This window comes from Dehalococcoidia bacterium (assembly GCA_035574915.1).
In the GTDB taxonomy this organism is placed as follows: Bacteria; Chloroflexota; Dehalococcoidia; order DSTF01; family WHTK01; genus DATLYJ01.
The window spans coordinates 1-24,901 of the sequence record DATLYJ010000154.1 but is presented as its reverse complement, the minus strand read 5'-3'; the positions used below and the strand labels follow the sequence as shown (position 1 = coordinate 24,901).

Here is a 24,901-nt window from a genome sequence, read left to right as displayed (position 1 = left end):
CTATACTTTGCCCGCCCCGTCTCACCCCAAAGCCAAAGGAGCTTGTTGTGAAGACCCGCGCCGCAGTCCACGTGGAGCACGGTAAGCCTCTCGTTGTGGAGGAAGTCGAACTGCCGGACCCCGGGCCGCAGCAGGTCATCGTCAAGCAGTTCGCCAGCGGCGTATGCCACTCACAACTGCACCAGCTCCACAACCCCGCCTCACGCACGCCTCTCGTGCTCGGGCACGAGTCCACGGGCGTGGTGGTGGCAAAGGGCCGCGACGTCACGCACGTGCGGGAGGGCGACCGGGTGATGGTCACCTGGATCCCGCGCGCCTCCGAGCCAGGGATGCCCAGACCCCAGCCCGCCACGATCAAGTTCAGGGGACAGGACGTCAGCGCAGGCGCGTTCACCTGGACCGAGACTACGATTGCAGACCAGCAGTTGGTGGTGAAGCTGGCGGACGACGTCCCGACCGACGTTACGGCGATCATTGGCTGCGCCGTGATGACGGGCTGCGGGGCTGCCCTGAACACCGCGAAGGTGCAGAAGGGCAACTCCGTAGCCGTGTTCGGCGTCGGCGGCGTCGGGCTTTGCATCGTCCAGGCCTGCGCCAACGTCGGCGCCGACCCGATCATCGCGGTCGACCTCAGCGACGAGAAGCTGGCCTTCGCCCGCCGCTTCGGCGCGACCATCGGCGTGAACGCTGCCAGCGAGGACCCGGTCGTGCGCATTCGAGAGCTCACGCAAGGCGGCGTCGACTTCGCGTTCGACGCGATCGGCGTGCAAAAGACGATGGAGCAGGTGTTGCCGGCGGTGAAGCCAGGAGTTGGGGGGCTGCGGGAAGGCGGCACCGCGGTGCTGGTGGGCGTGCCGCAGACCACGGCCACCCTCAACATGCGGGACCTCTTCTCGGCGCGCCGCTACATCGGTTCGATCGGCGGCTCGAGCCGGCCGGACAGAGACTTTCCGATGTACGTGCAGTGGTTCAAGGAAGGCAAACTGCCCCTCGATTTGCTCGTCACGCAGCGCTTCAAGCTCGATGAGATCAACGAGGCCTGCCGCGCGCTCGAGCAGGGCAAAATCGCGGGCCGCTCCATCCTCGTCTTCGAGTAGCCTCGAGAGGAGGCTAGCCAGCCTGCGCCAGGGCATCCTCGAGGAAGCGCTCCAGGCGTTGCCGCCTGGCCTGCATGTCCTCGTCGCGCAGGCCGAGGTCGATGTAGCCGGCCTCGAAGTAATGGAGGCTGGCCAGGGCGTGCAGGCTCAGGTACGCGTCCCAGAACCACAAGTCCTTTACTGCCGCCTCTCCCGCGATCGAGGCATATGCCGCCGCGAACTGGTGGGCCCGTTCGGCGCCGTGCATCAGAGTGAGGTCCACCCGGCACTGGGCGATGTCCGTCCGGCGGTCGCCCAGGCCGGCGGAGCCCCAATCGACGATCCCGGTGAGGCGGCCGCGATGCCAGACGGTGTTGCCGGGCCAGTAGTCGTCGTGCACCAGCGACAACGGCAGCATCCCGGCTTGCCGCCGCTCCTGGAGCGCGGCCCAGGCCCGCTGCGCCAGGGCGTCACCGGCAAGAGGGCCCGTAAGTGGTCCGGCCAGCCGTTCGTCCGAGGGCGAGTGCTGGCTCTCGCCCAGGTGTGAGAGGTCGGCGCTCTCCGGCGTCAGGGCGTGCACGGAGGCCAGCGCCGCCGCCAGCTGGCGCAGGAACGAGGGCCAGTTGTTCGGATGAGCGATGGGCGCGCCGGGAAGCCGGCTCGTGACAATGCACGGCGCGCCGAAGTGGCGGCCGGCGGCGTCCAGCAGCAGGGGCGCCGGCGCGGCGACACCGGCACTTTCGAGCAACCGGAGGGTGCGCCACTCGCGCGCGGCGCTGTCGCTGTCGCTGTCGTAGTTTTCCGGCACGTAGACCCGGAGGACGACCGCCTCCCGGCGCCCGCCGCTGGCGTACAGCACCTCGAAGGTCCGGGTGGATATGCCGCCGGAGAGCCTACGCAGCCGGAGCAGCAGGGCACCCGGGTCAATGCTCTCCAGCAGTGCTTGCACGCGGTCGCGGGGCGGCGGCCGCCGCGAGAGAGCCACGCGGGCCTCTGGCGTAAGCGCCGCGGCCGGCTCAGCCGCGCCCGGGCCCGACGGACTCACGCCGCCCTCTGCGCCAGACCTGCGGCGCGCCGGCGCGTTCGATGCGGACGGCGCAGACCTTGTACTCCGGGATGCGCGACTTGGGGTCGTAGACGGCGTTGGTGAGGAAGTTGGCGTTGTGCTCCTGGAGCTTCACGAAGGGGACGAAGACGTCGCCGGGGCGCACCGCGTCCGTGACCAGCGCCTTGCCGGAGAGGTCGCCGCGCTTCGAGTACAGCACCACGTCCTCGCCGTCCTTGACGCCGTAGCGGGCCGCGTCCTGCGGGTTGATCGCGATCTGGAGCTCGGGCGAGCGCGCCAGCAACGTCCGGGCGCGTCTCGTGATTGTGCCGCCGTGCCAGTGGTAGAGGACGCGGCCGGTGTTCAGGAGCAGGGGGAAGCGCCGGCTGGGCAGCTCCGCCGCGGGCGGGCCCTGCTCCACGGGCACGAAGGGCGCGCGCGGGCCGACGTTGAAGGTCTCGGTGTAGAGGCGCTTCGTGCCGGGGTGGTCTGCGTCCGGACACGGCCACTGGATGCCCTCCTCCTGAAGCGCCTCGAGCCGGGCATAGGAGATGCCGCCGAGGATCGGCGTCAGGGAGGCCATCTCCGCGAAGATCTGAGACGGGTGCTCGTAGTTGAATTGCGCCACCGGCATTTCCAGCCGCCGCGCGATGCGGCGCGCGAGGTCGGCGGTGATTTCCCAGTCGGGCCGGCTGTCGCCGAGGGGCTCGATCGCTTTCCGCACGCGCTGGACGCGCCGCTCGCTGTTCGTGAAGGTGCCGTCCTTCTCGGCGAATGACGTCGCCGGGAGGATGACGTCCGCGTACTCGGCGGTCTCGTTGGGAAAGATGTCCTGGACCACGAGGAACTTCAGCTTCTTGATCGCCTCTTCGGCGTGGGCGATGTAGGGCTCGCTCAGGAGCGGGTTCTCGCCGGTGATGTACATGCAGTCGAGGCGTCCCCGGGCAGCAAGCTCGAACATCTCGGTCGCCCTCAGACCCGGTTCGGAGGGCAAGGGCGCGCCCCAGGCTTTCTCGAACTTGGCCCGATTCGCGTCGCCCAGGCCCTGGTAGCCGGGGAGGTTGTCAGGGATGCAGCCGGCGTCGCCGCAGCCCTGGACATTGTTCTGGCCACGCAACGGCGAGACGCCGTTCCCCGGCCGCCCGATCTGTCCGGCGACCAGGGCCAGGTTCAGGAGGGCGTGGGCGTTGTCCGTGCCGCAGGTGTGCTGGGTGACGCCCATGCCCCAGATGAGGCAGGAGCCGCCGTAGCCCTTGGCGGCCGCGGCTTCGGCGAAGATCCCCTCCAGGCCGCGCGGTACGGGCGGGCGGGCATAGACCCGGGCAGCGCCGCGGACGTCCTCCGCGGGCACGCCGGTAATCTCCTGCACCCGTTCCGGGGTGTAGTCGGCCAGGCTCGCTGCCCACTCCTCGAAGCCGCGCGTGCGCTCGCGGACGAACCTCTCGTCGAGCAGGCCCTCGTCGATGATGACCTTCGCGAGCCCGTTGAAGAGCGCCACGTCCGTCCCCGGGTTCGGCTGCAGGAAGTAAGTCGCGTAGTCGCACAGGTCAATGCGCTTCGGGTTCACGACGATGAGCTTCGTCCCGCGTTCGTCGATCGCCCTCCGCAGCCGTGAGGCTATCACCGGATGGTTCGAGCTCGTGTCGGTGCCCACGACCATTAGGCAACCGGCGTTGTCGTAGTCCTCATAGGAGTTGCTGGTGGCGCCGGAGCCGAGCTGACGCAGCATGGCCTCCACGGAGGGCGAGTGACAGAGCCTCGTGCAGTGGTCGATGTTGTTAGTGCCCATGAGGAGGCGGGTCATCTTCTGCAGAACGTAACCGTCCTCGTTCGTCGCCTTCGCCGAGGCGAGGACAGCAAAAGAGTCGCGGTGCTCGATGAACTTCTCGGCGACGTAGTCAAGCGCCTCGTCCCAGGTCGCTTCCTCGAGTACGGTCCCCCCGCCGGCGGAAGGGCGACGGATGAGGGGTTTCGTGAGCCGGTCTTCATGGTTCACGAAAGTGAGCCCGAAGCGGCCCTTGACGCAGAGCATGCCCTGGCTCGAAGGATTCGCGGGCTGGTCGTCCACCCAGACGATGCGGTCGCGGTCGTCGATGTGCAGTTTGACGCCGCAACCGACGCCGCAGTAGGCGCAGATGGTGTCGACGGCGCGCACGGCGCCGAGGTCGGTGCGGAGGGCGTTGCGTTCGGCCAGCACCATGGCGGGGTCGATTATCTCAGAAGGCGGCCCGGGGTAGTAGGACGAGGGAGTGCGGACGTCCCGGACCCATCTCTGAACCTCAGTTGAGGGCTTGGCGCCGATGACAGCGGCGGACGGCGCCCGCCACCGCCCGGGCTCAGGTGGCGAGGCTGCCCGCGACTCTGGGATAGAGGGCGCCCGTTGGGCAGACGCTGACGCAGGTGCCGCAGGAGGTGCAGATGGACTGCAGGAGCGGCCGGTCCAGGAAGGTGCCGATGCGCGCGGCCTCTCCGCCGCCGAGCACGGCGATGGCGCCGATGTGCTGCACGTCCTGGCAGCCTTCGACGCAGCGCTGGCAGAGGATGCAGTCGGCGTGGTTCAGGGTGAAGGCCGGCGTGCTGTCGTCGAAGGCGGCGTTCGGCGCCGGGGCGAAGGGGCCGGAGGCGCCGAAGCGGGCCGCCTCGGTCGCGAGCAGGGAGGCACCGCGGCCGCCGGGGTCGAGCATCGCGAGGGTGAGGTCGAGGACGGTGGCGCGGACGCGGTCGAGCGCGTCGCCGTGGGTCGAGACCCGCATGCCGTCGGCGGCGGGCAGGTAGCAGGACGCGGGGAGGCCGCGCTGGCCTTCGACCAGCACGAGGCAGGTGCGGCAAGCGCCGATAGGCGCCTGGTCATCGTCTTTGCAGAGATGAGGGATGTCGATGCCGGCGGCACGGACTGCCTCGAGCACGGTTGCGCCTTCGGGTACGGAGACCTCGCGGCCGTCGATGGTGAGCGTGGGCATCGCCAGCCGATCTTACAGACAACGCGGGTTGCGGTGGGAGGAGAGGTCCTACTCTGAGTGCGCTTGGCTCGCTTGCGCCGGACCAGGCGCGCCTTCGAGGACGCGCTTTAGCGCCGCGAAGTCACGTCTCAGTTGGGCCCGCAGCGCCAGGCTGACCAGCGGCGCCAGGAGCATGAAGCGCCCGGCGAGGTCGACCTCCACCGTGTGGCTGACTTCCGTGCCATCGGGCGCTGGCGCCAGCAGGTACGTTTCGCTGAACGTTAGCAGGCCCGTGTTGCGGCCGGTGAGCACGGAGGGCGGATCGCAGCGGATGACCTCGTAGGCGGAGGGGATGGCGAGGCCGAAGACCTTGCTTTCGGACCCGGAACTTCGTGCCCGGGCCGACCGGCCCCTTCGTGACCTTCCGGCTGGAGGAGACGCCGGCCATCCATTCTGGCAGGTTCGTGCGGTCGGCGAGGAAGGCGAAGACGTCGTCAGGCGAGCGCCTGATCCTGGCCGAGGCAGTCAGAATCATCTGGAAGAGGCCCCCGGGCGTTACAGCGGTATTTCGGCCCACTCCAGACTAGCGCCGCCGCGCCGCTGCTACCAGACGATCGATGTTGCAGTTTGGGAGGGAGCGCTCGGTCAGGGCGCCCGGAGTTCGTCCGGGAAGTGGGTGCGGGCGCTGCGATAGGGGAGGGGGGCCATTTGCCCGAGTCCGCACAGTGAGGCAGAGGCCATGGCTTCGTCCAGCGCGTCCAGGAGCTCGATTGCGCCGGCCGCTGCGGTGCCATCGCGCAGCTCCGCCAGGAGGTCGCGCATGCGGGGAGCTCCCTCGCGGCAGGGGGTGCACTTGCCGCAGGATTCGGCGGCGTTGTAGGCGGCAAGGTGGTGCACCACGTCCGCGATACGCATCGAGTCATCGATGGCCACGATGCCGCCGGCGCCGAGCGCGGCTCCGCCGGGGTCGAGAGAGCCCCCGATGAGAGGGGTGTCGAAAAGGGACGCCGGCATCAGGCCGCCGGAGGGGCCGCCGCAGAGCGCCGCGCGCAGCGCGCGGCCTTCGCGGGGGCCGTCGCCGAGGTCGAAGAGCACCTGCCGCAGGCTCGTGCCGAGAGGCACCTCATACAGCCCCGGGCGCCGGACGGCGCCCGAAAGGGAGATGAGCTTGGTGCCCGGGTGACCTTCGACACCGACAGAACGGAAGGCTTCGACGCCCGCTGTGAGGATGAAGGGCAGGTTGGCCAGCGTCTCGGCGTTGTTGATCACGGTCGGGCGGCCCCAGAGGCCGCGTTCGACGGGCAGCGGCGGCCGCAGGCGCGGCACGGCGCGCTCGCCCTCGATGCTCGAGAGGATCACCGACTCTTCGCCGCAGACGTAACCGCCGGCGCCGCGCCTCACTTCAACGACCGGCCGGGAGGGCGTGCCCTGGGCGGCCTCGGACGCGGCCAGGCAGAAGCCGGTCGCGTCGGCCTGCGCGATCGCCTCCTGGAGCCGCTCCGCGGCCGCGCGCGCCTCACCGTTGACATAAAAGAAGACGTGGGCAGCCTCGATGGCGTGGGCCGCGATGAGGCTGCCTTCGAGCACGAGGTGCGGGTCGTACTCGAGGAGGTAGCGGTCCTTGAACACGCCCGGTTCGCCTTCCTCGGCGTTCACTACCAGGTAGCGCGGTGGCGGACCAACGAGGGCGGTCTCCCATTTGCGTCCAGCCGGGAAGTAGGCGCCGCCGCGGCCGCGAAGGCCGGACGCCAGTACGCGCGCCGTCAGCTCCGCCGCTGTCAGGCGGCGGGCGGCCTTCAGGGCTTCGTAGGAGCCGGCCCGCATCGCTTCTTCGATGGGACCGGGAGGGATGAGGCCGAACCGCGCCGTGAGACGCCGCACTTCCGGCGGCCTCGGCTCGAGCACGGGCCGGGTAACGGTCGCGGGGCTGCCCGCGGTGCGCGCGGCAGCGGCGGCCACGGACTGACCGTCCGCAGGAGCGACGTAAACGCCATTGACCGCAACCACGGGAGCGAGGTTGCAGAGGAACCGGCAGTGGCTGTCGCGCACCTCACAGCCGCGGCCGTCAAGTGCGGCCGTTAGCCCCGCCTTCAGGGCGGCGGCGCCGCTTAGAAGGCAGCTGAGGCCGGTACAGACCTCGACCGGGATGGCCGCCGCCGGCTCGAGGCGGAACTCGTTGTAGCTCAGGGCAATGCCATAGAGCTCGCTGTCCGGCACCCGCAGGTGCTTGGAGACCGCCGTTAGGCCTTCGGGGCTGAGGAAGCCCTCGTGCTCGTGCACGAGATGCAGTGCGGGCAGGAGGTACGTGCGCTCGCGCGGCAACGCCTGGAGGTATTCGAAGCCGGGCATAGACGCCTCGGATTATAGGGCGGAGGTAGCAGGAAGAAGGGAGCCGGGAGCGGCGCCGGGCTCTGCGAGGACGAGAGGCCCGGTGTCGCGACCACCTGGTCCGCCAGGTCCTTCGCTTCGCTCAGGATGCCGGCTGCGGCGTCAGCTAGCCGTCGTCTTCCTGGAAGTCGTCATCCTCGTCGTCCGCGGCGACAGCGGCAGGGCGCGCGCCGTTTGTGGGCGCGAGGGAGGCGGTGTGGGCTGCGGCGCGGATCTTAGCCTCGATCTCGGACGCCAGGTCGGGGTTGTCGATGAGGTAGTTGCGGGCGTTCTCGCGGCCCTGGCCCAGGCGCATCTCGCCGTAGCTGTAGAAGGCGCCGAGTTTCTTGAGGACGCCGTATTCGACGCCCATGTCTAGGATGTCACCTTCGCGGCTGATGCCGGAACGCTTGCCGCTGAACAGCATGTCGAACTCGGCGACGCGGAAGGGGGGCGCGACCTTGTTCTTGACGACGCGGGTGCGCACGCGGTTACCGATGACGGTCTGGCCCTGCTTCAAGGACTCGACGCGCCTGATCTCGATGCGGACGGAGCTGTAGAACTTGAGGGCGCGGCCGCCGGGCGTGACCTCCGGGTTGCCGAAGACCACCCCGACCTTTTCCCGCAACTGGTTGACGAAGATGACGACGGTCTTCGAGCGCGAGATGGCGCCGGTTAGCTTGCGCAGGGCCTGGGACATGAGGCGCGCCTGGAGGCCGGGCAGGGAGTCGCCCATTTCGCCCTCGATCTCGGCCCGCGGGACGAGGGCGGCGACGCTGTCGACGACGACGACGTCGATGGCGTTGGAGCGCACCAGGGCCTCGCAGATCTCGAGCGCCTGCTCGCCGGTGTCGGGTTGCGAGATCAGGAGGTCGTCGATCTTCACGCCGAGGGCTCGGGCATAGGTGGGGTCCATGGCGTGCTCGACGTCGATGTAAGCTGCCATGCCGCCCTGCTTCTGGGCCTCGGCGATGACATGCTGCGCGAGTGTGGACTTGCCGGCGGACTCCGGCCCGTAGAGCTCGGTGATCCGGCCGCGCGGCAGCCCGCCGACGCCCAGCGCCAGGTCGAGGGAGAGGGAGCCGGTGGGTATCACCTCGATCTCGAGGTTCTTTTGTTCACCGAGGCGCATGATCGCGCCTTTACCGAACTGCTTTTCTATCTGGCCGATGGCGAGGTCTATCGCGCGCGTGCGGTCCTCTGTCATTACCATGTCACCCTCTTCATTCTAGCCCCGCGCAAGCCTTTCCAAACCGTCCGTCTCACAAATTGGCCGCAGCCGCCCAATCGCGAGCGAGCGGAGCATAGCACCTATGTTCTAATCAAACAAGCGGTCCGGGGCCGCAAAATGAAGGAAATGTTCGGATCTCTTCGAGCTGCTGTCCTGGCACCACCAGGGTGGAGGCCGGAGCAACTCCACGGCGAGCACTGGTCCGGGCGCTGGCCGGACCTTCGCGTTGTAGCTGCGCCGCTGGCCCGAAGCAAGCAGGGCCACGCCAGGCGGCGGTCACCCGCGGGTCACTGGCTGTCGCCGGCGTCGTCGAGGGCCTGGGGTACGGTGATGCCGCTGCTCACGGGCGGCCGCTCCGGGACGCGGCGGTACACCTGCGCGCGCCCGACCGTGGCGACGCGCTGGTAGTCGCGCGCTATGACCGTCTCGAGCCCTCTCGTCGCGTTCAGCCAGCGTTGGTCGATGATGGGCGAGGGCTCGCGGAGGCGCGGCTTGGCGTCGCTCATGACGACAATGTAGGCCGGGCGCTCCGCGAAGAGCGTGCCGGCGAGTTGTACGTCCAGGTAGGGCAGCAGGAGGACGTAGAACGAGGTCATGTAGCGCGTCGCGGGCTTTACGGCCGCCAGAGGATAGACCCACGGGTACTCGCCCCAGATGTACACTTTCTCGCCCGCAGCGCCCAGGCCCTCGAGCGCTTCCTCCAGGGCGCGCGTGTGCTCCACGCGCCGGTCGAAGTAGTCGTTGTAGGCGCGCTCGCTCCTGAGCCCGGCCGCCCAGGCCGCGAAGTTCAGGTAGTACGAGGGTCCCCTGGTGTAGCGCATGGCAAAGGGGTTGCCTTCGAACATGGGCGTGACCACATAGCCCCAGAGCAGGAGGAGCGACGCCACGAACAGCGAGGCAGGCGCCAGCAGCGCCGCCGGCCGCGGTGACGGCCGCCGCCGCCACGCATCCCGCACTTGCGCCGGGGAGGGCGCCGCCAGCGCGATCAGCATTGCCAGCGGCGGGAAGGTCTGCAGCAAGTAGTGCGAATAGGGCCGGCCCGTGAGGAGCGCCCCGGCCAGCGTGAGACATAGCCACAGGGCCGGCAGGGCCCACGCCGGTGTCGGCTCGCTCCGGCGCCGGGAGAGGACGAGGGCGAGGCAGGTGACGGCGAAGGGCAGGGCGATGACCGGACGGGTGCCGAAAGGTAGCTCCTGGCCGGACGGCACGTATTTGAAGAAGAAGCCGACGTTGGCGTCCCAGAACCAGTGCGGGTCGCCGAAGGCCTCGAAAGCCGCCACCACCGGCACTACCACGGCGGCGCCGCCCGCGGCGCAGAGCAGGGCGGCGCGAGGCCAGGGCCCGCCGCGGAACAGCACCCAGGCCCCGGCCGCGGCGGGCACTGCGAGGGAGGTCTGCCGCAGGAGGAACGCCGCGCCGAAGCAGAGCCCGGCGGCAAACAGCAGCCCGTCCTCGCGGACCAGGCTGAGGCGTCGCTGAGGGGGCCTCAGCGCGGCCCGGCGCTCGTCCCAGAGCAGGAACAGGAGCGCGCCGGCCGTCGAAGGCAGGAGCGTGAAGGTCTCGGTGAGCGCCAGGGTGCCCTCCCAGAAGGGCACGCCGATGAGGACGCCGCACAGGGCGGCCGCGAGCAGCGCGCGACGATGGGACATGAACCGCAGCGCCACGAAGAACAGCGCCAGGTGCGTCAGGACCGCGAAGGTGGTGGCGGCGAAGCGCAGGCCGAATATGCCGGCGCCGAAGACCTTGAAGATGGCTACGTACAGGTACAGAAAGAGAGGGGGCTTGCTCTCCCAGGCGTCGGCGTAGAGGTGGCCGCCAGAAAGGACACGTTGGGCCACGGCGGCGAAGATGCCCTCGTCCGTATGCCAAGGGGGCTCGAAGAAAGACGGCAGCCGTAGCAGCACGACGCCGAGCGTGATCAGCGCCAGGCCGCGCGCGGTGGGGTCCGCGAGCAGGCGGGATGGCGTTAGGCGCGACCGGTGAGATGCGCCGTTCGGCGAAGCCAGGGCGGACCTCCGGCTGCTGGGGCAGCCGCTCCCGCTGCCGCTGTCGGTGGCTCGCGAAGCCGCAAGCGTCCGCATACTATCCTCAAGGTGATTACTCCTCAAGCCCAGGCTGTGACGGCAGTATTTCGTCGCTGTGACGGAGGGGCCGGCAAGTGAGCGAAGGCGGAGACGTTGCCTACGTCCTCGTCCGGCTCACTCCCCGCGCGCGGGCTGATGAGATAGGTGGCTGGCGGGAAGGAGCGCTGGTGGCGCGCGTGACGGCTCCGCCCACCGACAGCAAGGCGAACGAGGCCCTGCGCCGGCTTCTGGCAGGCGCGCTCGGAGTCCCGTCTTCGGGCATCGCCATCGTGTCCGGGCGCGCGTCCCGGACGAAGCGCGTGCGCATCGAGGGGATGGGCGAAGGCGAGTTGAGGCGCCGGCTTGGCGGACCTTAAGAGGCGCCAGCGGCAATCTGGGCGACGAAGATCAAGATGAAGCTGGCGATCATCGGCGAGAAGTCGATGACGGTGCGCGGCATGATGCTGCGGATGGGCGCAAGGATAGGCTCGGTGACCTGAAAGAGGAAGTCGACAAGCGGGTTGCGCGTGTCGATGTTCGGGAACCAGGAGATGATGGCGCGCGCGAAGATCAGGAGCACGAGCACATAAGCGACGTAGGCAACGATCAGGCCGATCACGCGGTCTTCTAGCCTCCCAGAGCCTTTGACTTATTGTAAGCCTCGGCAATCGCCTCGATCAGGGCCGCCCGGACGCCCGCGCCTTCAAGTACGAGCAGTCCCTCGGTGGTCGTGCCGCCAGGTGAGGTCACCATGTTCTTAAGGTCGGCAGGATGGCGTCCCGTCTCCTGGGCCATGCGCGCGGTGCCGGCGAAGGTCTGCAGGACCATCTCCGTCGCCTGGTCGCGGGGGACGCCGATGTGCACGGCGCCGTCGATCATCGCCTCGATGAGGAGCAACACGAAGCCGGGGCCGCTGGCCGAGACGGCGATCGCCATGTCCACGTAGCGCTCGTCCGGCACGAAAAGCTGGCGGCCCATCGAGTCCAGAATCGCTGCCACGTCGGCCTGGGCCGACTCGCCCACCTCCGGTGTCGCCGTCCAGACGGTCATCCCCTCGCCGACCTGCGCAGGGGTGTTGGGCGCGGTGCGGACGATGGCCTTGTGCTTCAGGGCCTCGCGGATGCGCGCGACGGAGACGCCGGCCATGATCGACACCACGGTCGCGGCCGGAGGCAGCTTGCCGGCGATGGCCGAGGCGGCTTTGTCAAACTCCTGCGGCTTGACGGCGATGATCACGTAATCGGCGTCGACGGCGTCGGCGGCGTCAAGCGTGCCGCGCACGCCGTGGCGTCCCTTCAAGGCTTCCAGGCGCCCGGGCAGGTGCTCGGCGACGACCACTTCCTCCGGCGTCGCGAGCTTCCGCCGCAGCACGGCCGCCAGGATGGCCTCCCCCATTGCGCCGCCACCGATTATCCCGATCCTCATCGCGTCCTCTCCCCGAATATCGCCCGGCCGATTCGGACCATTGTCGCCCCCTCCTCGACCGCGACCTCAAAGTCGCCGGTCATGCCCATCGACAAGTCGCTTAGCCCGTTCGCCCGGGCCAGGTCGCGCAGGGTCCGGAACACCGGCCGGACATCCTCCGGGTCGCTCGCAGCCGGCGCGACAGTCATCAGGCCGCGGAGCTCGAGCAAGGGCAGGCGCGAGATCTCGCGCACGGCCGCGGCCACCTCACGCGGTGCGAAGCCGAACTTCGAGGCTTCGCCGGCGGCGTTGACTTCCAGTAGCACCGGCAGCGGCCGCCGCGCCCGGCTATCCAGTGCCCGGGCGATCGCCCCGGAGTCAACGGCGTGGATTATATCGAAGCCCTGGGCCGCCGCACGGGCCTTGTTCGACTGTATGTGGCCGATGAGGTGCCAGCGCGCGCCGGCGGCCGCTTCGCCCAGCGCCTCCCGCCGCGCCAGGCCTTCCCTCACGTAGTTTTCGCCGAGGTCGCTGAGGCCGGCCGCGAGGGCGGCGCGCACCAGGGCTTGTGGCACCGACTTCGTGACCCCGATCAAAGTCACCTCCCTGGCATCCCGCGAGGCGCGCTCACAGGCGCGCGCGATGCGGGCGCGGACGTCTGCCAGGTTCGCGGCGACGTCCAGGGCGGCGGCGGGCGCCCGGTCCATCGTTAGCGCTCGTCGTCCTTCGGGATTTCCCGCTGGATGCGCCTTTGCTCCCAGCGGGCGAAGGCGAGCACGGCGAGGACGCTGATGGCGAGCGGGATGAGGGCCAGGGGCGGGCTCACCGTGAAGGTGTAGAAGGTGATCACCAGGGCGGCCATGGCCCCGCCGATGATAGCCATGGGCAAAGCCAGCATCCCGAAGATGACCCTCGTGATGATCAGGGTCTGCATGCAGCCGGAGGGCTCCTTCGGCTCCTGAGGGTAGTACATCTCAGGTAAAGCATAAGGGAGAGGCGCCGGAACATTCGCAAGGCCCTCGGGCGACTGAGCGCGTGGCCGCGGCCGGCTGAAGGGTCAGCCTTCGACTCACCTGTGCGGAAGGCCAGGGCCAGGCTGAAAGGCCTGGCCCTGCAAGTCGATTGCGGACCTCGCCGAGCTGGCGCCCTAGTCCGCAGGCCCGCCGATCCAGCGCACGAAGCGGTCGAGGTCGGGCAGGACGCCGGTCGAGGCGCCGAGGAAGACGAGACCGATGACTAGGCTGAAGACGGCGGCGATGAAGCCGACGGCGACGTAGATCCACTGCCGTTTCTGAGCCGAAATGAAGCCGTAGGCGGAGACGACGGTCACGAAGGAGTTCGAGATCAACAAGCCCAGCACGAAGGCCAGCAGGGCCAGGACGCCCGTGAGCTGACTGGTCGCGCCGACGGCGGTCGCGATCACGAGAGCCTGGGTTCCGGTCTCGGCGCCGATGCCGTGGATCAGGCCGATGCCGAAGGAAGTGCGCGCGCCATACGTCTGCACGGCGTGCACGTGGACGTGCTCGTGCGGGCCGATTCGAGAGCGGACCCAGTGCCAGGCGTTCGCGACGCCGGCAAAGACGAGCATCCAGCGGCTGCGCAAGCGGAATTCACCCCCGCCGCGGAAGAAGCGATAGAGCGAGTAGAAGAGGTAAAGGGAGAGGAAAATCAGCGTGACGCCGACTACGCGCTCCATCACGGGGTCGATCCAGGAGGGAAGGAACTCGGACGCCAGGATGGCTGCCATGCCCAGGAGGACGACGACGGCGCCGTGCCCGAGGGCGTACAGGCTGCCGTAGAGAAGCGCAGCGCGCTGCTGCGCGAGCACGGGCTTTGCGGCGGGCCTCGCCATCACGGCCACGCCGCCGCCCCCGCCACCGGCGAGGGCCGCAGCGGGCTCGTAGTGCTCACCGTGACTATGAGGCACGTCGTCGCCGTCGATGACAGGATGGGCTTCGTCCTCGTGGTCATGCGGGCCGTGCACGGCGTGATGGCTCTCGTCCGTAAGCATCACTCCCGGCTCGGCGATCAGCCAGGTTTCATGCTCCTCCTCGACACCGGCCGTGGTGCTGGTTATGTCGGTGATGGCGGCGATGTGGTCCCAGTCGATCCCGTGACGGATGCCGAGCGCGAGAGCGGCAGTGTAGACGCCCACGCCACCGACGCCTGAAGCGAGAAGAACCATCAAGCCCGTCTCCATTCGGTCACCTCCCTCGAGCCAGCGGGGTCGAGCCTCTAAGCGGAGACGCCTTCGGCCGCCGCGCGGCAACGCGCGCACAGCCCGGTGATGGCGAAGTGGTCGAGGTCGGCCTCGAAGCCGTGGTCCGCGAGCAGCGCCATCGAGATGCTCTCCAGGTAGCTGTCATCCAGCCGCGTCTCGGAGCCGCAGGAGCGGCAGATCAGGTGGTGGTGGCGGTCGCCACCGACCCACTCGTACTCGGTATCGCCGCCGGCGCGGTACAGCTCGTTCACCAGGCGCAAGTCACGGGCGGCGTTCAGCGTCCGGTACACGGTGGAGATGTCGATGTAGGGATAGGCGCGCTTCACGTCCTCGAGGACCTCGCCAGCGGTGACGTGGTGGGGCCTGTGGCGCACGGCGCAGAGCACCAGCATGCGCTGTGGCGTCACCTTCTGGCCGCTGTTCCGCAATGCGGCGGCGGTCTCAGTCTCGCAACTCATGGGATCGGCTGCCCCTGGCTCATGCTTCTCGTGGTAGCTGCAATTATATGCGGTTGACTGCCAGTCTGCCAGAGTCCGCAGCCGGCAAGTCCAGGGCTGTGTCAGGTGCGGAGTTCCCAGGCCCTCTCCCAGTCGATGGCCATGGAGGCCGGGTTGTCGCGGTCGACCTTGAGGGGCACGGTGTCGCCGGGCTCCATCTGGCCGGCGCGCTCCGGCGGGACGCCGGCCCTGGCTGGGCCCTGCATCGGCGGCCGCCCTGGGACTTCGATCCTCAGCACGAAGTCGTAAACGGGCCGGCCCTGGGCGTCGATCTGGCCGGTCGGCGTGGCCGAGAGCACCGTGGCCTTGCCCTCGATGCCGGTCGCCAGGATGCGCTGCTTCTCGGCCTCGCGTGCTGCCTGGGAGGAGGCGTTGTCGCGCTCGAAAGCCGCCACGGCATCGCCCAGGGCCTTCTGCCATGCCTGGGCCGGGACTGCCTGCATGCCGGCGGCGCTGCCGACGGCCTCCCATTCGATGACGAAGTTCTGGCGGTCGCGGCGGTCCACCTTCACGGGCAGCGGCGCACCACTGGTCAGGGCGCCGAGCAGCATCAGCGGCACGTACTCGGTCGTCGTCGCCCGGTAGGAGCCGTGGCCGAAGGTTTCGATCTGGAGGTCGAGCTCGATCTGGGGCTGATTGTTCAGGTAGACGCCGGTCTGGCGCATGCTCAGGATCGTCGCCTGGCCGGAAATGCCCTCGGCCTTGAGCTGGCTCACCTGCGCCGCCCGCTTCGCCCAGCTGCGCGCCCAGGCGATGAGCCCGGCGCCTACCGCGACCAGGATGCCGCCGGTCAAAAGGAACCCGAAGCGCAGCTCGGGCTCGATGACGCCGACGACGATGAAGACCGCGGCCAGGCTGAGCTCGAGCACCGCCGCGAACCATAGCCACTTGCTGATGCCAGTGTCGTAATTGGGCGCGGTGAACATACAGGCCTCCTTTCGATGGGGCCTATTCCACTAGCCGCCGTGAGGCGCGTCAACACCGGCCGCCACACGGGCGCGATATGATGGCTCCTCGTGGACGCGCAACGCAAGGTCACCTGCTTCGTAACGCGCGGCGAGGGAGCCGGCGCCGAACTGCTTGTCTTCTGGCACTCCCGCTCCGGCGTGCAAGTGCCGGCGGGCACGGTGGAGGACGGCGAGAGCTTCGAGGAAGGCGCCCGGCGCGAGGTGCGCGAGGAGACGGGCCTGCCGGACCTGGAGCTCGCCGCTTACCTGGGCGCGCGGACCTACGACCTCACGGGCTCGTGGAGTGTCCTGCGCCGCGAGGTCGAGCTCCTGGCGGGACCGGCGGCGGACGCGGAGCGGACGCGCTGGAAGCTCGGGCGTGCCCTGAACGTCGGCGTAGTCGAGCGGCGCCAGGGCTTTGCCCGCATTGTCTACGCCGAAGAAGACCTGGAGGACCCCGGCGGGCTGGTGTACGCCCGCTTCGAGGGCTGGGCCCGGGAAGCTGACCTCTACCAGGCGCAGGAGCGCCGGTTCTATCACTTCCGCGCCCCGTCCGGCGCACCCGCCAGGTGGCGGGTGCTGGAAAACGGCGCCCATGACTTCCACCTGTACTGGGTGCCGTTGGCGCCGAAGCCGCAGCTGGTAAAGCCCTGTCAGGAGTGGCTGGACGAGTTCTACGAGCGCCTCCTGGCCGGGGTGGGGGCGAAGCCCTGAACGCGCCGTTCTCGTTCGAGGATGCGGCCGCGCACCTCCGCGGCGTCGACCCCGTTGTCGGCGGGCTGATCGACCGGCACGGGCCCTATGCGCCGAGGGTCTCTCCCGACCCTTACGCGCGCCTGATGACCTCGATCCTGTTCCAGCAGCTGGCCGGAAACGCGGCGCGGGCGATCATGCGCAGGTGGCTCGCCCTGTATGGCCCGGAGGGGCGGATGCCATCGCCGCAGGAGGTTCTCGCGACGACGGAGGAGCAGTTCCGCGCCGCCGGCGTGTCCAGGCAGAAGGCCGGCTACATCCGCGACCTGGCGACGCACATCGTCGAGGGGCGGCTCAACTTCGACCGCATCGATGAGCTTTCGGACGAAGAGGTGATCGAGCGCCTGACGGCGGTGAAGGGCATCGGCGTCTGGACGGCGCACATGTTCCTGATGTTCCACCTCGCGCGCCCGGACATCCTGCCGGTGGGCGACCTGGGCGTCCGCAATGGCATGCGGGCCGCGTATGGCCTCGAAGCTACGCCGACGCCAAAGCAGGCGGCGGAGATCGGGGAGCGCTGGCGACCGTACCGGTCCGTCGGCTCCTGGTATATGTGGCGGGCGGCGGAGACGGTCCTGATGCCGCCGGCGGCGGGGTGATAGGCCCGGGCAGCGGTTAGGAGGACAAGGGTACCGGCGAAGGCCCCGGGAGCGTCATGCGAGACGCGAGCCTGAAGTGCGCGATGGGGCCGCCAAAGCTTGCTTCGCCCTATCGGGCTCGCAATGACGCCGTGCGACCCGTCATTGCGAGGGCGCCAGCCCGAAGCAACCCCTGGCGTCAGCACCCGTCCGAGGGGCCGCTGCACGCGATGGGGCCGCCAAAGCTTGCTTCGCCCTATCGGGCTCGCAATGACGTCCTCGTGCGCCCCCGTCATGGCGAGGGCGCCAGCCCGGAGCAACCCCTGGCGTCAGCACCCGTCCGAGGGGCCGCTGCACGCGAAGGGGCCGCCAAAGCTTGGTTCGCCCTATCGGGCTCGCAATGACGCCCTCGTGCGCCCCCGTCATTGCGAGGGCGCGAGCCCGAAGCAATCCCTGGCGTCAGCACCCGTCCGAGGCCGCTGCACGCGATGGCGCCGCCAAAGCTTGCTTCGCCCTATCGGGCTCGCAATGACGTCCTCGTGCGTCAGTGCTTTGCTCCGTGTGGCGTCGTGATGACCCCTTTGTCGGCAGTCCCGGCGGGGCCTTAGCCGAAGCTGTGGACGCGGCGCTCGGCATGGGAGGTGATCGGCAGCGCTTCGAAGCGCTCGGCGATGACGTTGACGGAGCGCTCCTCGCGCTCGATGCGGCCGTGCACGATCAGCGCCGGGGCGCGCTCGATTAGCCGCCGGTACTTCGGCACCAGGCGCGGGGAGGTGATGATGTTCACCAGCCCCTCGTAGTCCTCCAGGGTGTGGAAGACGAAGCCCTTCGCCGTCTCCGGCGCCTGCCGCACCGCCACCAGTCCCGCCACCGTCACTCTGTCGCCTTGCTTCAGGCGCTGCAGGCGGCCGCTCGTGGTGATGCCCTCGTGCAGGTGCGGCCGCACGAGGTCCATCAACCGTCCGCGCACGGCGATGCCGGATAGGGTGAAGTCGGCGACGATGCGCTCTTCGGCGTCCATCTCCCGCAAGTCCGGCACCGCTTCGGCGTCCGTGATGTCCAGCGGCAACTGCGCGTCCAGCGGCTGATAGAAGGCGCCGAGCTGCCACAGGAGCTCACGCTCGTGCAGGCCCGTCCAGGCGAAGGCGCCGACGCGTATCAGGTTCTCGATCGCTTCCCGCCCCAGCCCCGTGCGCCGCCAGAAGTCCCAGAGCGAGCGGTACGGCCCCTGCTTCGCGGCCTCCTCCAGCCTCTCCCAGGCCGCCTTCGCCAGCCCCTTCACGTAGCGGTAGCCGAGGCGCACCGCGCCGCGCGAATCGCCGAGGTCGTCGTCTTCGATCGTGCACTCGACGGCGCTGCGGTTGACGTCGACGCCCCTGATCTCGATCTGGTGACGGCGGGCGTCGTTGGCGATGACCTCGGGGCTGTAGAAGCCCATGGGCTGCTCGTTGAGGAGGGCGCAGTAGAACTCCGAAGGGTAATAGCGCTTCAGCCAGGCGACGTGATAGGCGGTCACTGCCATCGCCGCCGCGTGCGACTTCGGGAAGCCGAAGGAGGCGAAGGCGAGGATCTTCTCGTAGATCGTCGCCGCCGTTTCCGGCGCCACTCCGTTTGCGATGGCGCCATCCATGAACTCCTGGCGCAGGCGCTCCATCGCTTCGCGCGAGCGTTTGCGGCTCATCGCCCGGCGCAGGTCCTCTGCCTTGCCGCTGCTGAAGCCGGCGACGCGCATCGCGGCCTGGATCACCTGTTCCTGGAAGACGAATACGCCCTTCGTCTCCGAAAGCACCGGCTCGAGCGAGGGGTGGTCGTAGGTGACCGGCTCCTGGCCCAGACAACGGGCGATGTAAGGGTGCACGGCGCCGCCCTGGATCGGCCCGGGGCGGATCAGTGCGACCTGCACGATCAGGTCCTCGATGCGGGCGACCTTGATGCGCAGCAGCACCTGGATCTGCGCCCGCGACTGGATCTGGACGATGCCCAGGACGTCCGCCTCCTGGATCATCCGGTAGACCTCGGGGTCGTCCAGGCGGATGTCTTTCTGGTGGATGACGCGGCCGTAGCGCTCGCGGATGTAGCGCAGGCCGCGCTCGAGCTGGTCCAGGCTGGGGTAGCCGAGGAGGTCAAGCTTGATGAAGCCGGCGTCGGCGACCGAGTCCTTGTCCCACTGACAGATGTAGCGGCCCTCCATGGCCGCCGCTTCGACTGGCACCTGCTCGTCGATGCGTGTCGTCGAGATGATGATGCCGCCCGAGTGCTGGCTGAGGTGCCGCGGCAGGCCGAGCAGTTCACGCACGATCGATACCAGGTCGCGCCAGATCTGGGAGCCCGCGCGCGAGGCGAACTCTGGCAGGGACGCCAGTTCGTCCTCGAACTTGCCGGCGAAGCGGCCGCGCATCATCTTCGCGACCTTGTCGACCTCGCCCTCCGGAAGCCCGAGGGCCTTGCCGGCGTCGCGGATGGCGCTCGGGTAGCGGTACTCGATGAAGTTGCAGACCATGGCCGCGCGCTCGGTGCCGTACTCCTCGAATACGTGGCGGAACATCTCTGCCCGCGCCTCGCGGCCGAAGTCGAGGTCGATGTCCGGCACGTCCGAGTCGAGGCGCTCTTCGGTGAGGAAGCGCTCGACGGCGAGGTTGTACTTGATCGGGTCGATGCCGGAGAGGCCGAGGAGGAAGCAGACCAGCGAGCCGACGGAGGAGCCGCGGCCGCGCACGGCCAGGTTGCGCTCGTGGGCGTAGCGCAGGATGTCCCAGAGGCGCAGGAAGAAGCCGGCGCGATGGCTCTTCCGGATCAGCTCCAGTTCCTTCTCCAGCCGCTGCGTGACCTCGTCCGAGAGCGGCGGGCGGTAATGCGCCAGGGCCTGCTCGTAGCAGACCTCGCGCAGGAGGTCGTCCGGCGTCTTGCCATCCCCGGATCCGTAATCGGGGAACTCGTAGGTGAGGTCGCGCGTGAGGTCGAAGGAGCGGCAGCGGGCGGCGATGGCGGCGGCGTTCTCGATCGCTTCGGGGAGGTCGGCGAAGAGGCGCTCCATCTCCGCCGGCGGCTTCAGGTAGAACTCCGAATTCGGACGCAGGTAAGGGCGCGCGTCCTCGAGGGTCTTGTGCTCTCTGACCGCGATCAGCACGTCGTGCACCCTGTGACGCTCGCGCACGTCGTAGTGGACGTTGTTGGTGGCGACGATGCCCAGCCGGGACTCGCGGGCGAGGCCCGCCAGGGCTTCGTTGCGGGCCTCGTCCTCGTAGGCCAGGTTGCGCTGCAGCTCGATGAAGAAGCCGTCGCGGCCGAAGATGTCGCGGTAAAGCGCCACCTTCTGGCGGGCTGTCGCGACCTCGCCCCGTTCCGCGAGCGCCGCCACTTCTCCCTTGCGGCAGCCCGAGAGCGCGATCACGCCCTCGGCGTGCTCCGGCAGCCATTCGAAGCGGACGCGAGGCTGGCCGCGGGGCGAGTTCAGGTTGGCGCGGCTGATCAGGCGCGAGATGTTGGCGTAGCCGCGCGGCGTCTCCGCGAGCAGCGTGAGGTGGGCGCCGCCTTCGAGGGTGACCTCGGCGCCGATGACCGCCTGGACCCCTTGCAGCTTCGCCTGCTGGGCGAACTGCATCGCTCCGGCGAGGCTGTCGTGGTCGGTGAGGGCGAGGGCGCGATAACCGAGCGCCTTCGCCCTGTCGACCAGCTCCGCGGGCAGCGAGGTGCCCTCGTGCAGGGAGAAGGCGCTGTGGCAGTGCAGCTCGACGTACCTCGACTCGGCGCGAGCTTCGGGCCGGGGGAGATCGGGCGTCGGCCGGCCGCCGTGATGGCCGTAATGGCCCCAGCCCATCATGTAGCCGGCGTGGAGGGGGTGGCGCGCGTCCATCAGTACTCCTGGCGGTACCACTCGCCGGTAATGAGGTCTTGGTAGATGGTGATCGGCGGGCCGCCCTCCGGGGCTACGCGGAAGTACATGCGGCTGACCGCGTCGCGCCACCAGTGCTGGTCGATGCGCCAGGGCCGGCGCAGGAGGGTGACCTCCTGCCAGGCGTTGTCTTTCCGGGATGGGCGGTGCGGAGGAAGCGGGGATGGAGGGCGCGGTACCTGCCTGCCCTTGCCAGCCGCGGCGGGAATTTGTCTGGCGGTTTCGCTTTTTTCGGCCCCGGGCGAAGCCTGGCGCAGGCGCCGCGGCACGCCCTCAGCGTCCGCCTCCACCTCGATGGGCCGCGGCGCCTTCAGACGTCGGACTCGATGAGTATCTGGCGTTCTTCCGGTATTACGGACCATGGTTCCACGTCCACGCAGCGGTAGATCGGCGAGGCGCCGTAGCGCGCCTTGAGCTGCCTGATCGCCTCCTGCAACTGGTGCTCGAGCCGCCCCCTTTCTCCCATGTACATCTGCTTACCCGTCTCGCCGGCCAGCTTCGAGAGGCGCAGCGTGAGGCTGCGCACCGCGTTCGGCGGTGGCGCGTTCTGCAGGGTCGAGCGCAGGACGAAGGAGAGGCGGTCGTTGTCGCTCACCGCCTCGCGCAGGACCACCTGGCGCTCCCAGCCGCGCCCGGAGGCCAGCTCCGCCTGCAGGGTCATCTGGCGCACGGCGCGGCCGCGCAGCGGCAACCGCAGGCGCGAGAGCAACTGCTTGCCCGCCGCCACGAGAATGTCGATGCCGCCGACCGGCGCCTCGAACGAGAGGCTGGCCTGCACTGATTCCGCTCGCGGCCGCGGCCGCAGGGGGTCATCGTCGAGGCCGTTCGCGAGCTTCCACAGCCGCCGTCCCTCGGGCCCGAACTGCGCCTGGAGCTGCGGCAGGGTAATGCGCGCGACTTCGCCGATGGTGTCGAGGCCGAAGATGCGCAGGCGGTCTATTAACTCCCGGTTGACGTCGAGCAGGGAGGCCGGCAGCGGCGCCAGGAACCCGGCGGCGGCGTCGTCGTCGACGACCACGGGCTCGCCGCGCTCGTGCGCGACTGTGGCGGCGGCGTAGGCGGAGAACTTGCTGCCGGCAATGCCGACGGCAGCCCTGAGTCCGGAGGCTGCGCGCACCGCGTCCTGGATGCGGTCCGCCAGTCCGCGTTCGTCGCGATAGTGCCCGGCGAGGCCGCCGGCGTTGAGGTAGGCGCGGCCGTGGCCGGCGTCCTCGACCTCGGGCGATATCTCGTCGAGCGCCGCCAGCGCCTTCTCCCAGGTGGCGGCATAGAGTACGGCGTCCGGGACGAGGACGACGGCGCCGGGGCAGAGGCTGAGCGCCTCGCGCAGGCGCATGCCCGGCCGCACACCGGCCAGCGAGGCCTCGACCGAGCAGTCGGCGACCCGTTTCGGTTGCTCGCCTTCCCCCACCAGCAGCGGTGCCCCGGCCAGGGAGGGGTGGCGCAGCGCTTCGACGGCGGGGGCGAAGCGGGGGATGAAAACGAAGGCAACCCGCAAGAGCACCTGCCCCTATTGCTCCGGGCGGGGTCGGAGCAGGGCTATTCTAGCACAGGTGTTCTAAAATGTCTGCTCCTTGCCGGCACGGAGCAGCGCCAAGGGTTGCTTCGGGCTGGCGCCCTCGCAATGACGGGCCGCAGCCGTCATTGCGAGCCCGATAGGGCGAAGCAAGCTTTGGCGGCGCCATCGCGTGCAGCGGGCCCTCGGACGGGTGCTGACGCCGGGGTTGCTTGAGGCTGACGCCGCAATGACGGGGGCGCAGGCGTCATTGCGAGCCCGATAGGGCGAAGCAAGCTCTGGCGGCGCCATCGCCAGCAAAGGGCCTCGGAGCAGTCCAGATGTCGATGGTTGCTTCGGGCTGACGCCCTCGCAATGACGGGCCGCAGGGGTGTCAGTGGCTTTCGCCGCCGCGGTAGACTGCGCGCCGTAGCAGGAGGAGCGCTGGCCATGGAACCATACGAGACTATTTTCCTGGAGACCCTCGACGGCGGCGTCGGCCGCATCACCCTGAACCGCCCCGAAAAGCTCAACGCGGTCAACGTGCGCATGGGCTACGAGCTCGTGGACGCCCTGCGGCGGCTGGAGGAGGACGAGGGTGTGCGGGCGGTCGTCCTTACGGGCGCGGGGCGCTCCTTCTGCTCCGGGGACGACCTCAGCGGCATGGAGAGCGAGGGCTATCCGCGCGCCCGCGGGCCGGACGCCGTGAAGGACTACGTCTTCGCGCCGTACCGCTGGACGGTGGTGGTGAACACGATGCGGCGCCTGCCCAAGCCGGTGGTCGGCGCCATACGGGGCCACGCCCACGGCGCCGGCTTCAACCTGGCGATGGGGACGGACATCCGCATCGCTTCGGACACGCTGGACATGGCGCTGCCTTTCGTGAAGTGGGGCATGGCGACGGGCGTGAACCAGACGCACTACGCCGTGCCGCTCGGCATCGCGCTCGAGATGGCGTTCACGGGCGAGAGCATCGGCGCCGAGCGGGCAGAACGCCTGGGCCTGGTGAACCGGGTGGTGGCGGACGCCGAACTCGAGTCAGCTTCGCTGGAGTTAGCGCGCGCTCTAGCTGCCGGCCCGACGCGCGCGATTGGGCTTACGAAGGCAGCGATTTACAAGGGCTGGTGGCGGGACCTCGATGCGACGTTCGACTATCAGGCGGTGGCGCAGACGTTCGCGAACCAGACTGCCGACCGGGAGGAGGGCCGCAGGGCCTTTCAGGAGAAGAGGCGGCCGCGGTTTGAGGGGAGGTGATCGGGGAGCAGGTCAGCAGGTCAGCATTTCAGCATTTCAGCAGGTCAGCACTTACCAGGTCGGCAGGTCAGCGCTTCAGCAGGTCAGGGTTAAGCAGCTGGCAGTTAGCAGGCGCCTGATTGGCCTGACGGGCTGAAGCGCTGATGCGCTGACCTGCTGACCTACCAGCCGCGCGTCGCGAGCAGCTGTTCCGCCGGGATGGCGCCGATCTCGAGGCCGCGCATGGCCTCGCCCAGGCCGCGCGACACCTCCGCGATGATCTTGGCGTCGCGGAAGTGTGTAGTCGCCTTGACGATGGCCTTGGCGCGGACCTCCGGGTTCTCGGACTTGAAGATGCCGGAGCCGACGAAGACGCCGTCAGCGCCCAGTTGCATCATGAGGGCGGCGTCGGCGGGCGTGGCGATGCCGCCGGCAGTGAACATGACGACTGGCAGGCGCCCCTGCGCCTTGACTTCCTTCACTAGCTCCACGGGCGCGCCCAGGCGCTTGGCTTCGGCGTAGAGCTCGTCGTCGGGCATGTTCTGGATGCGGCGGATGTCGTCCATCACCTGGCGCATGTGGCGGACGGCTTCGACGACGTTGCCGGTGCCGGCCTCGCCCTTGGTGCGGATCATGGCGGCGCCTTCGCTGATGCGGCGCAGGGCCTCGCCGAGGTCGCGGCAGCCGCAGACGAAGGGCACCTTGAACTGGTGCTTGTCGACGTGGTGGGTTTCGTCCGCCGGGGTCAGCACTTCGGACTCGTCGATGTAGTCGACGCCGAGGGCTTCGAGGACCTGGGCCTCGACGAAGTGGCCGATGCGGCACTTCGCCATCACGGGGATGGAGACGGCGTCCATGATGCGCAGGATGACCTCGGGGTCGGACATGCGGGCGACGCCGCCGGCGGCGCGGATGTCGGCCGGGACGCGCTCCAGGGCCATGACGGCGCAGGCGCCGGCTTCTTCGGCGATCTTGGCGTGCTCGGGCGTGACGACGTCCATGATCACGCCGCCCTTGAGCATCCTGGCCAGGCCGGCCTTGGCGGTGAAGGTGCCGGTCTCGCGGCTGCCGTTGGTGTTAGTCGTCATCTCGGGCCTCCAAACCCCAGTCTCGCTTTCTCAAGTATGCCTGATGCGGCCGGAGGCGACACCATCCAATCG

At 69.1% G+C, this 24,901-nt stretch carries 23 protein-coding genes; 5 read left to right on the top strand and 18 right to left on the bottom strand.

What is annotated here, in order from left to right; genetic code table 11:
* The first annotated feature begins 47 nt into the window (after window positions 1–47).
* Window positions 48–1,097: a zinc-binding dehydrogenase gene (locus tag VNN10_14035; GenBank protein ID HXH23140.1), complete on the top strand. Its 1,050-nt coding sequence runs from the start codon at window positions 48–50 to the stop codon at window positions 1,095–1,097.
* Window positions 1,098–1,110: 13 nt separating this feature from the next.
* On the opposite strand, the gene VNN10_14030 is transcribed toward VNN10_14035, so the two are convergent.
* From VNN10_14030 to VNN10_14000, 7 genes are all read right to left on the bottom strand, one after another.
* Window positions 1,111–2,121 (bottom strand): phosphotransferase, encoded by a 1,011-nt coding sequence (locus VNN10_14030; protein ID HXH23139.1) that lies wholly within the window; start codon window positions 2,119–2,121, stop codon window positions 1,111–1,113.
* Window positions 2,093–4,321 carry a formate dehydrogenase subunit alpha gene (gene fdhF / locus VNN10_14025; GenBank protein HXH23138.1) on the bottom strand — a complete coding sequence of 743 codons (2,229 nt, stop codon included), beginning with the start codon at window positions 4,319–4,321 and terminating at the stop codon, window positions 2,093–2,095. Before fdhF ends, VNN10_14030 begins: the two co-directional genes overlap by 29 nt.
* 136 nt (window positions 4,322–4,457) lie before the next feature.
* Window positions 4,458–5,081 carry a 2Fe-2S iron-sulfur cluster-binding protein gene (locus tag VNN10_14020; protein HXH23137.1) on the bottom strand — a complete coding sequence of 208 codons (624 nt, stop codon included), beginning with the start codon at window positions 5,079–5,081 and terminating at the stop codon, window positions 4,458–4,460.
* Between the two features lie 48 nt (window positions 5,082–5,129).
* Complete coding sequence (locus VNN10_14015; protein HXH23136.1) at window positions 5,130–5,558, bottom strand: SRPBCC family protein; 429 nt, start codon at window positions 5,556–5,558, stop codon at window positions 5,130–5,132.
* 147 nt (window positions 5,559–5,705) lie between these two features.
* A complete protein-coding gene (locus VNN10_14010) occupies window positions 5,706–7,409 on the bottom strand; it encodes an NADH-ubiquinone oxidoreductase-F iron-sulfur binding region domain-containing protein (GenBank protein ID HXH23135.1) in 1,704 nt (567 codons plus the stop codon).
* A gap of 145 nt (window positions 7,410–7,554) precedes the next feature.
* Entirely contained in the window at window positions 7,555–8,634 is a 1,080-nt protein-coding gene (gene recA, locus VNN10_14005; GenBank protein ID HXH23134.1) for a recombinase RecA, read from the bottom strand.
* A gap of 311 nt (window positions 8,635–8,945) precedes the next feature.
* Window positions 8,946–10,739: a glycosyltransferase family 39 protein gene (locus VNN10_14000; GenBank protein ID HXH23133.1), complete on the bottom strand. Its 1,794-nt coding sequence runs from the start codon at window positions 10,737–10,739 to the stop codon at window positions 8,946–8,948.
* 77 nt (window positions 10,740–10,816) lie between these two features.
* On the opposite strand from VNN10_14000, the gene VNN10_13995 reads away from it, so the two are divergent.
* Window positions 10,817–11,098, top strand: a complete 282-nt coding sequence (locus VNN10_13995) for a DUF167 domain-containing protein (protein ID HXH23132.1) — start codon at window positions 10,817–10,819, stop codon at window positions 11,096–11,098.
* Here VNN10_13995 and VNN10_13990 read toward each other — a convergent pair.
* The 7 genes from VNN10_13990 to VNN10_13960 all read right to left on the bottom strand — a co-directional run bounded on the left by VNN10_13990 (window position 11,095) and on the right by VNN10_13960 (window position 15,769).
* Window positions 11,095–11,340, bottom strand: coding sequence for a YggT family protein (locus VNN10_13990; GenBank protein ID HXH23131.1), 246 nt, complete (start codon window positions 11,338–11,340; stop codon window positions 11,095–11,097). The genes VNN10_13995 and VNN10_13990 overlap by 4 nt on opposite strands.
* 8 nt (window positions 11,341–11,348) lie before the next feature.
* A complete protein-coding gene (gene proC / locus VNN10_13985) occupies window positions 11,349–12,146 on the bottom strand; it encodes a pyrroline-5-carboxylate reductase (GenBank protein ID HXH23130.1) in 798 nt (265 codons plus the stop codon).
* On the bottom strand, window positions 12,143–12,832 hold the full coding sequence (locus VNN10_13980) for a YggS family pyridoxal phosphate-dependent enzyme (GenBank protein HXH23129.1): 690 nt from the start codon (window positions 12,830–12,832) through the stop codon (window positions 12,143–12,145). The genes proC and VNN10_13980 overlap by 4 nt, the downstream gene beginning before the upstream one ends.
* Window positions 12,833–12,834: 2 nt before the next feature.
* A complete protein-coding gene (locus VNN10_13975) occupies window positions 12,835–13,098 on the bottom strand; it encodes a hypothetical protein (GenBank protein ID HXH23128.1) in 264 nt (87 codons plus the stop codon).
* A gap of 174 nt (window positions 13,099–13,272) precedes the next feature.
* Complete coding sequence (locus VNN10_13970; GenBank protein ID HXH23127.1) at window positions 13,273–14,310, bottom strand: hypothetical protein; 1,038 nt, start codon at window positions 14,308–14,310, stop codon at window positions 13,273–13,275.
* 50 nt (window positions 14,311–14,360) lie between these two features.
* Complete coding sequence (locus VNN10_13965) at window positions 14,361–14,804, bottom strand: transcriptional repressor (protein HXH23126.1); 444 nt, start codon at window positions 14,802–14,804, stop codon at window positions 14,361–14,363.
* A gap of 101 nt (window positions 14,805–14,905) precedes the next feature.
* Window positions 14,906–15,769 (bottom strand): hypothetical protein, encoded by an 864-nt coding sequence (locus VNN10_13960; GenBank protein HXH23125.1) that lies wholly within the window; start codon window positions 15,767–15,769, stop codon window positions 14,906–14,908.
* Between the two features lie 90 nt (window positions 15,770–15,859).
* On the opposite strand from VNN10_13960, the gene VNN10_13955 reads away from it, so the two are divergent.
* Window positions 15,860–16,504 carry an NUDIX domain-containing protein gene (locus tag VNN10_13955; GenBank protein ID HXH23124.1) on the top strand — a complete coding sequence of 215 codons (645 nt, stop codon included), beginning with the start codon at window positions 15,860–15,862 and terminating at the stop codon, window positions 16,502–16,504.
* Window positions 16,450–17,142, top strand: coding sequence for a DNA-3-methyladenine glycosylase (locus VNN10_13950; protein HXH23123.1), 693 nt, complete (start codon window positions 16,450–16,452; stop codon window positions 17,140–17,142). The genes VNN10_13955 and VNN10_13950 overlap by 55 nt, the downstream gene beginning before the upstream one ends.
* A 583-nt stretch (window positions 17,143–17,725) precedes the next feature.
* Here VNN10_13950 and VNN10_13945 read toward each other — a convergent pair.
* The 3 genes from VNN10_13945 to VNN10_13935 are packed head-to-tail and all read right to left on the bottom strand — an operon-like array spanning window position 17,726 to window position 22,517.
* A complete protein-coding gene (locus VNN10_13945; GenBank protein HXH23122.1) occupies window positions 17,726–20,974 on the bottom strand; it encodes an error-prone DNA polymerase in 3,249 nt (1,082 codons plus the stop codon).
* Window positions 20,974–21,303, bottom strand: a complete 330-nt coding sequence (locus VNN10_13940; protein HXH23121.1) for a hypothetical protein — start codon at window positions 21,301–21,303, stop codon at window positions 20,974–20,976. Before VNN10_13940 ends, VNN10_13945 begins: the two co-directional genes overlap by 1 nt.
* 20 nt (window positions 21,304–21,323) lie before the next feature.
* Window positions 21,324–22,517: a DNA polymerase Y family protein gene (locus tag VNN10_13935; protein HXH23120.1), complete on the bottom strand. Its 1,194-nt coding sequence runs from the start codon at window positions 22,515–22,517 to the stop codon at window positions 21,324–21,326.
* 441 nt (window positions 22,518–22,958) lie between these two features.
* On the opposite strand from VNN10_13935, the gene VNN10_13930 reads away from it, so the two are divergent.
* The gene (locus tag VNN10_13930; GenBank protein ID HXH23119.1) at window positions 22,959–23,762 is read left to right on the top strand and encodes an enoyl-CoA hydratase/isomerase family protein; all 804 of its coding nucleotides are present in this window, start codon (window positions 22,959–22,961) and stop codon (window positions 23,760–23,762) included.
* A 161-nt stretch (window positions 23,763–23,923) separates the two neighbouring features.
* Here VNN10_13930 and pdxS read toward each other — a convergent pair whose 3' ends face one another.
* On the bottom strand, window positions 23,924–24,829 hold the full coding sequence (gene pdxS, locus VNN10_13925; GenBank protein HXH23118.1) for a pyridoxal 5'-phosphate synthase lyase subunit PdxS: 906 nt from the start codon (window positions 24,827–24,829) through the stop codon (window positions 23,924–23,926).
* Between the last annotated feature and the right edge of the window lie 72 nt (window positions 24,830–24,901).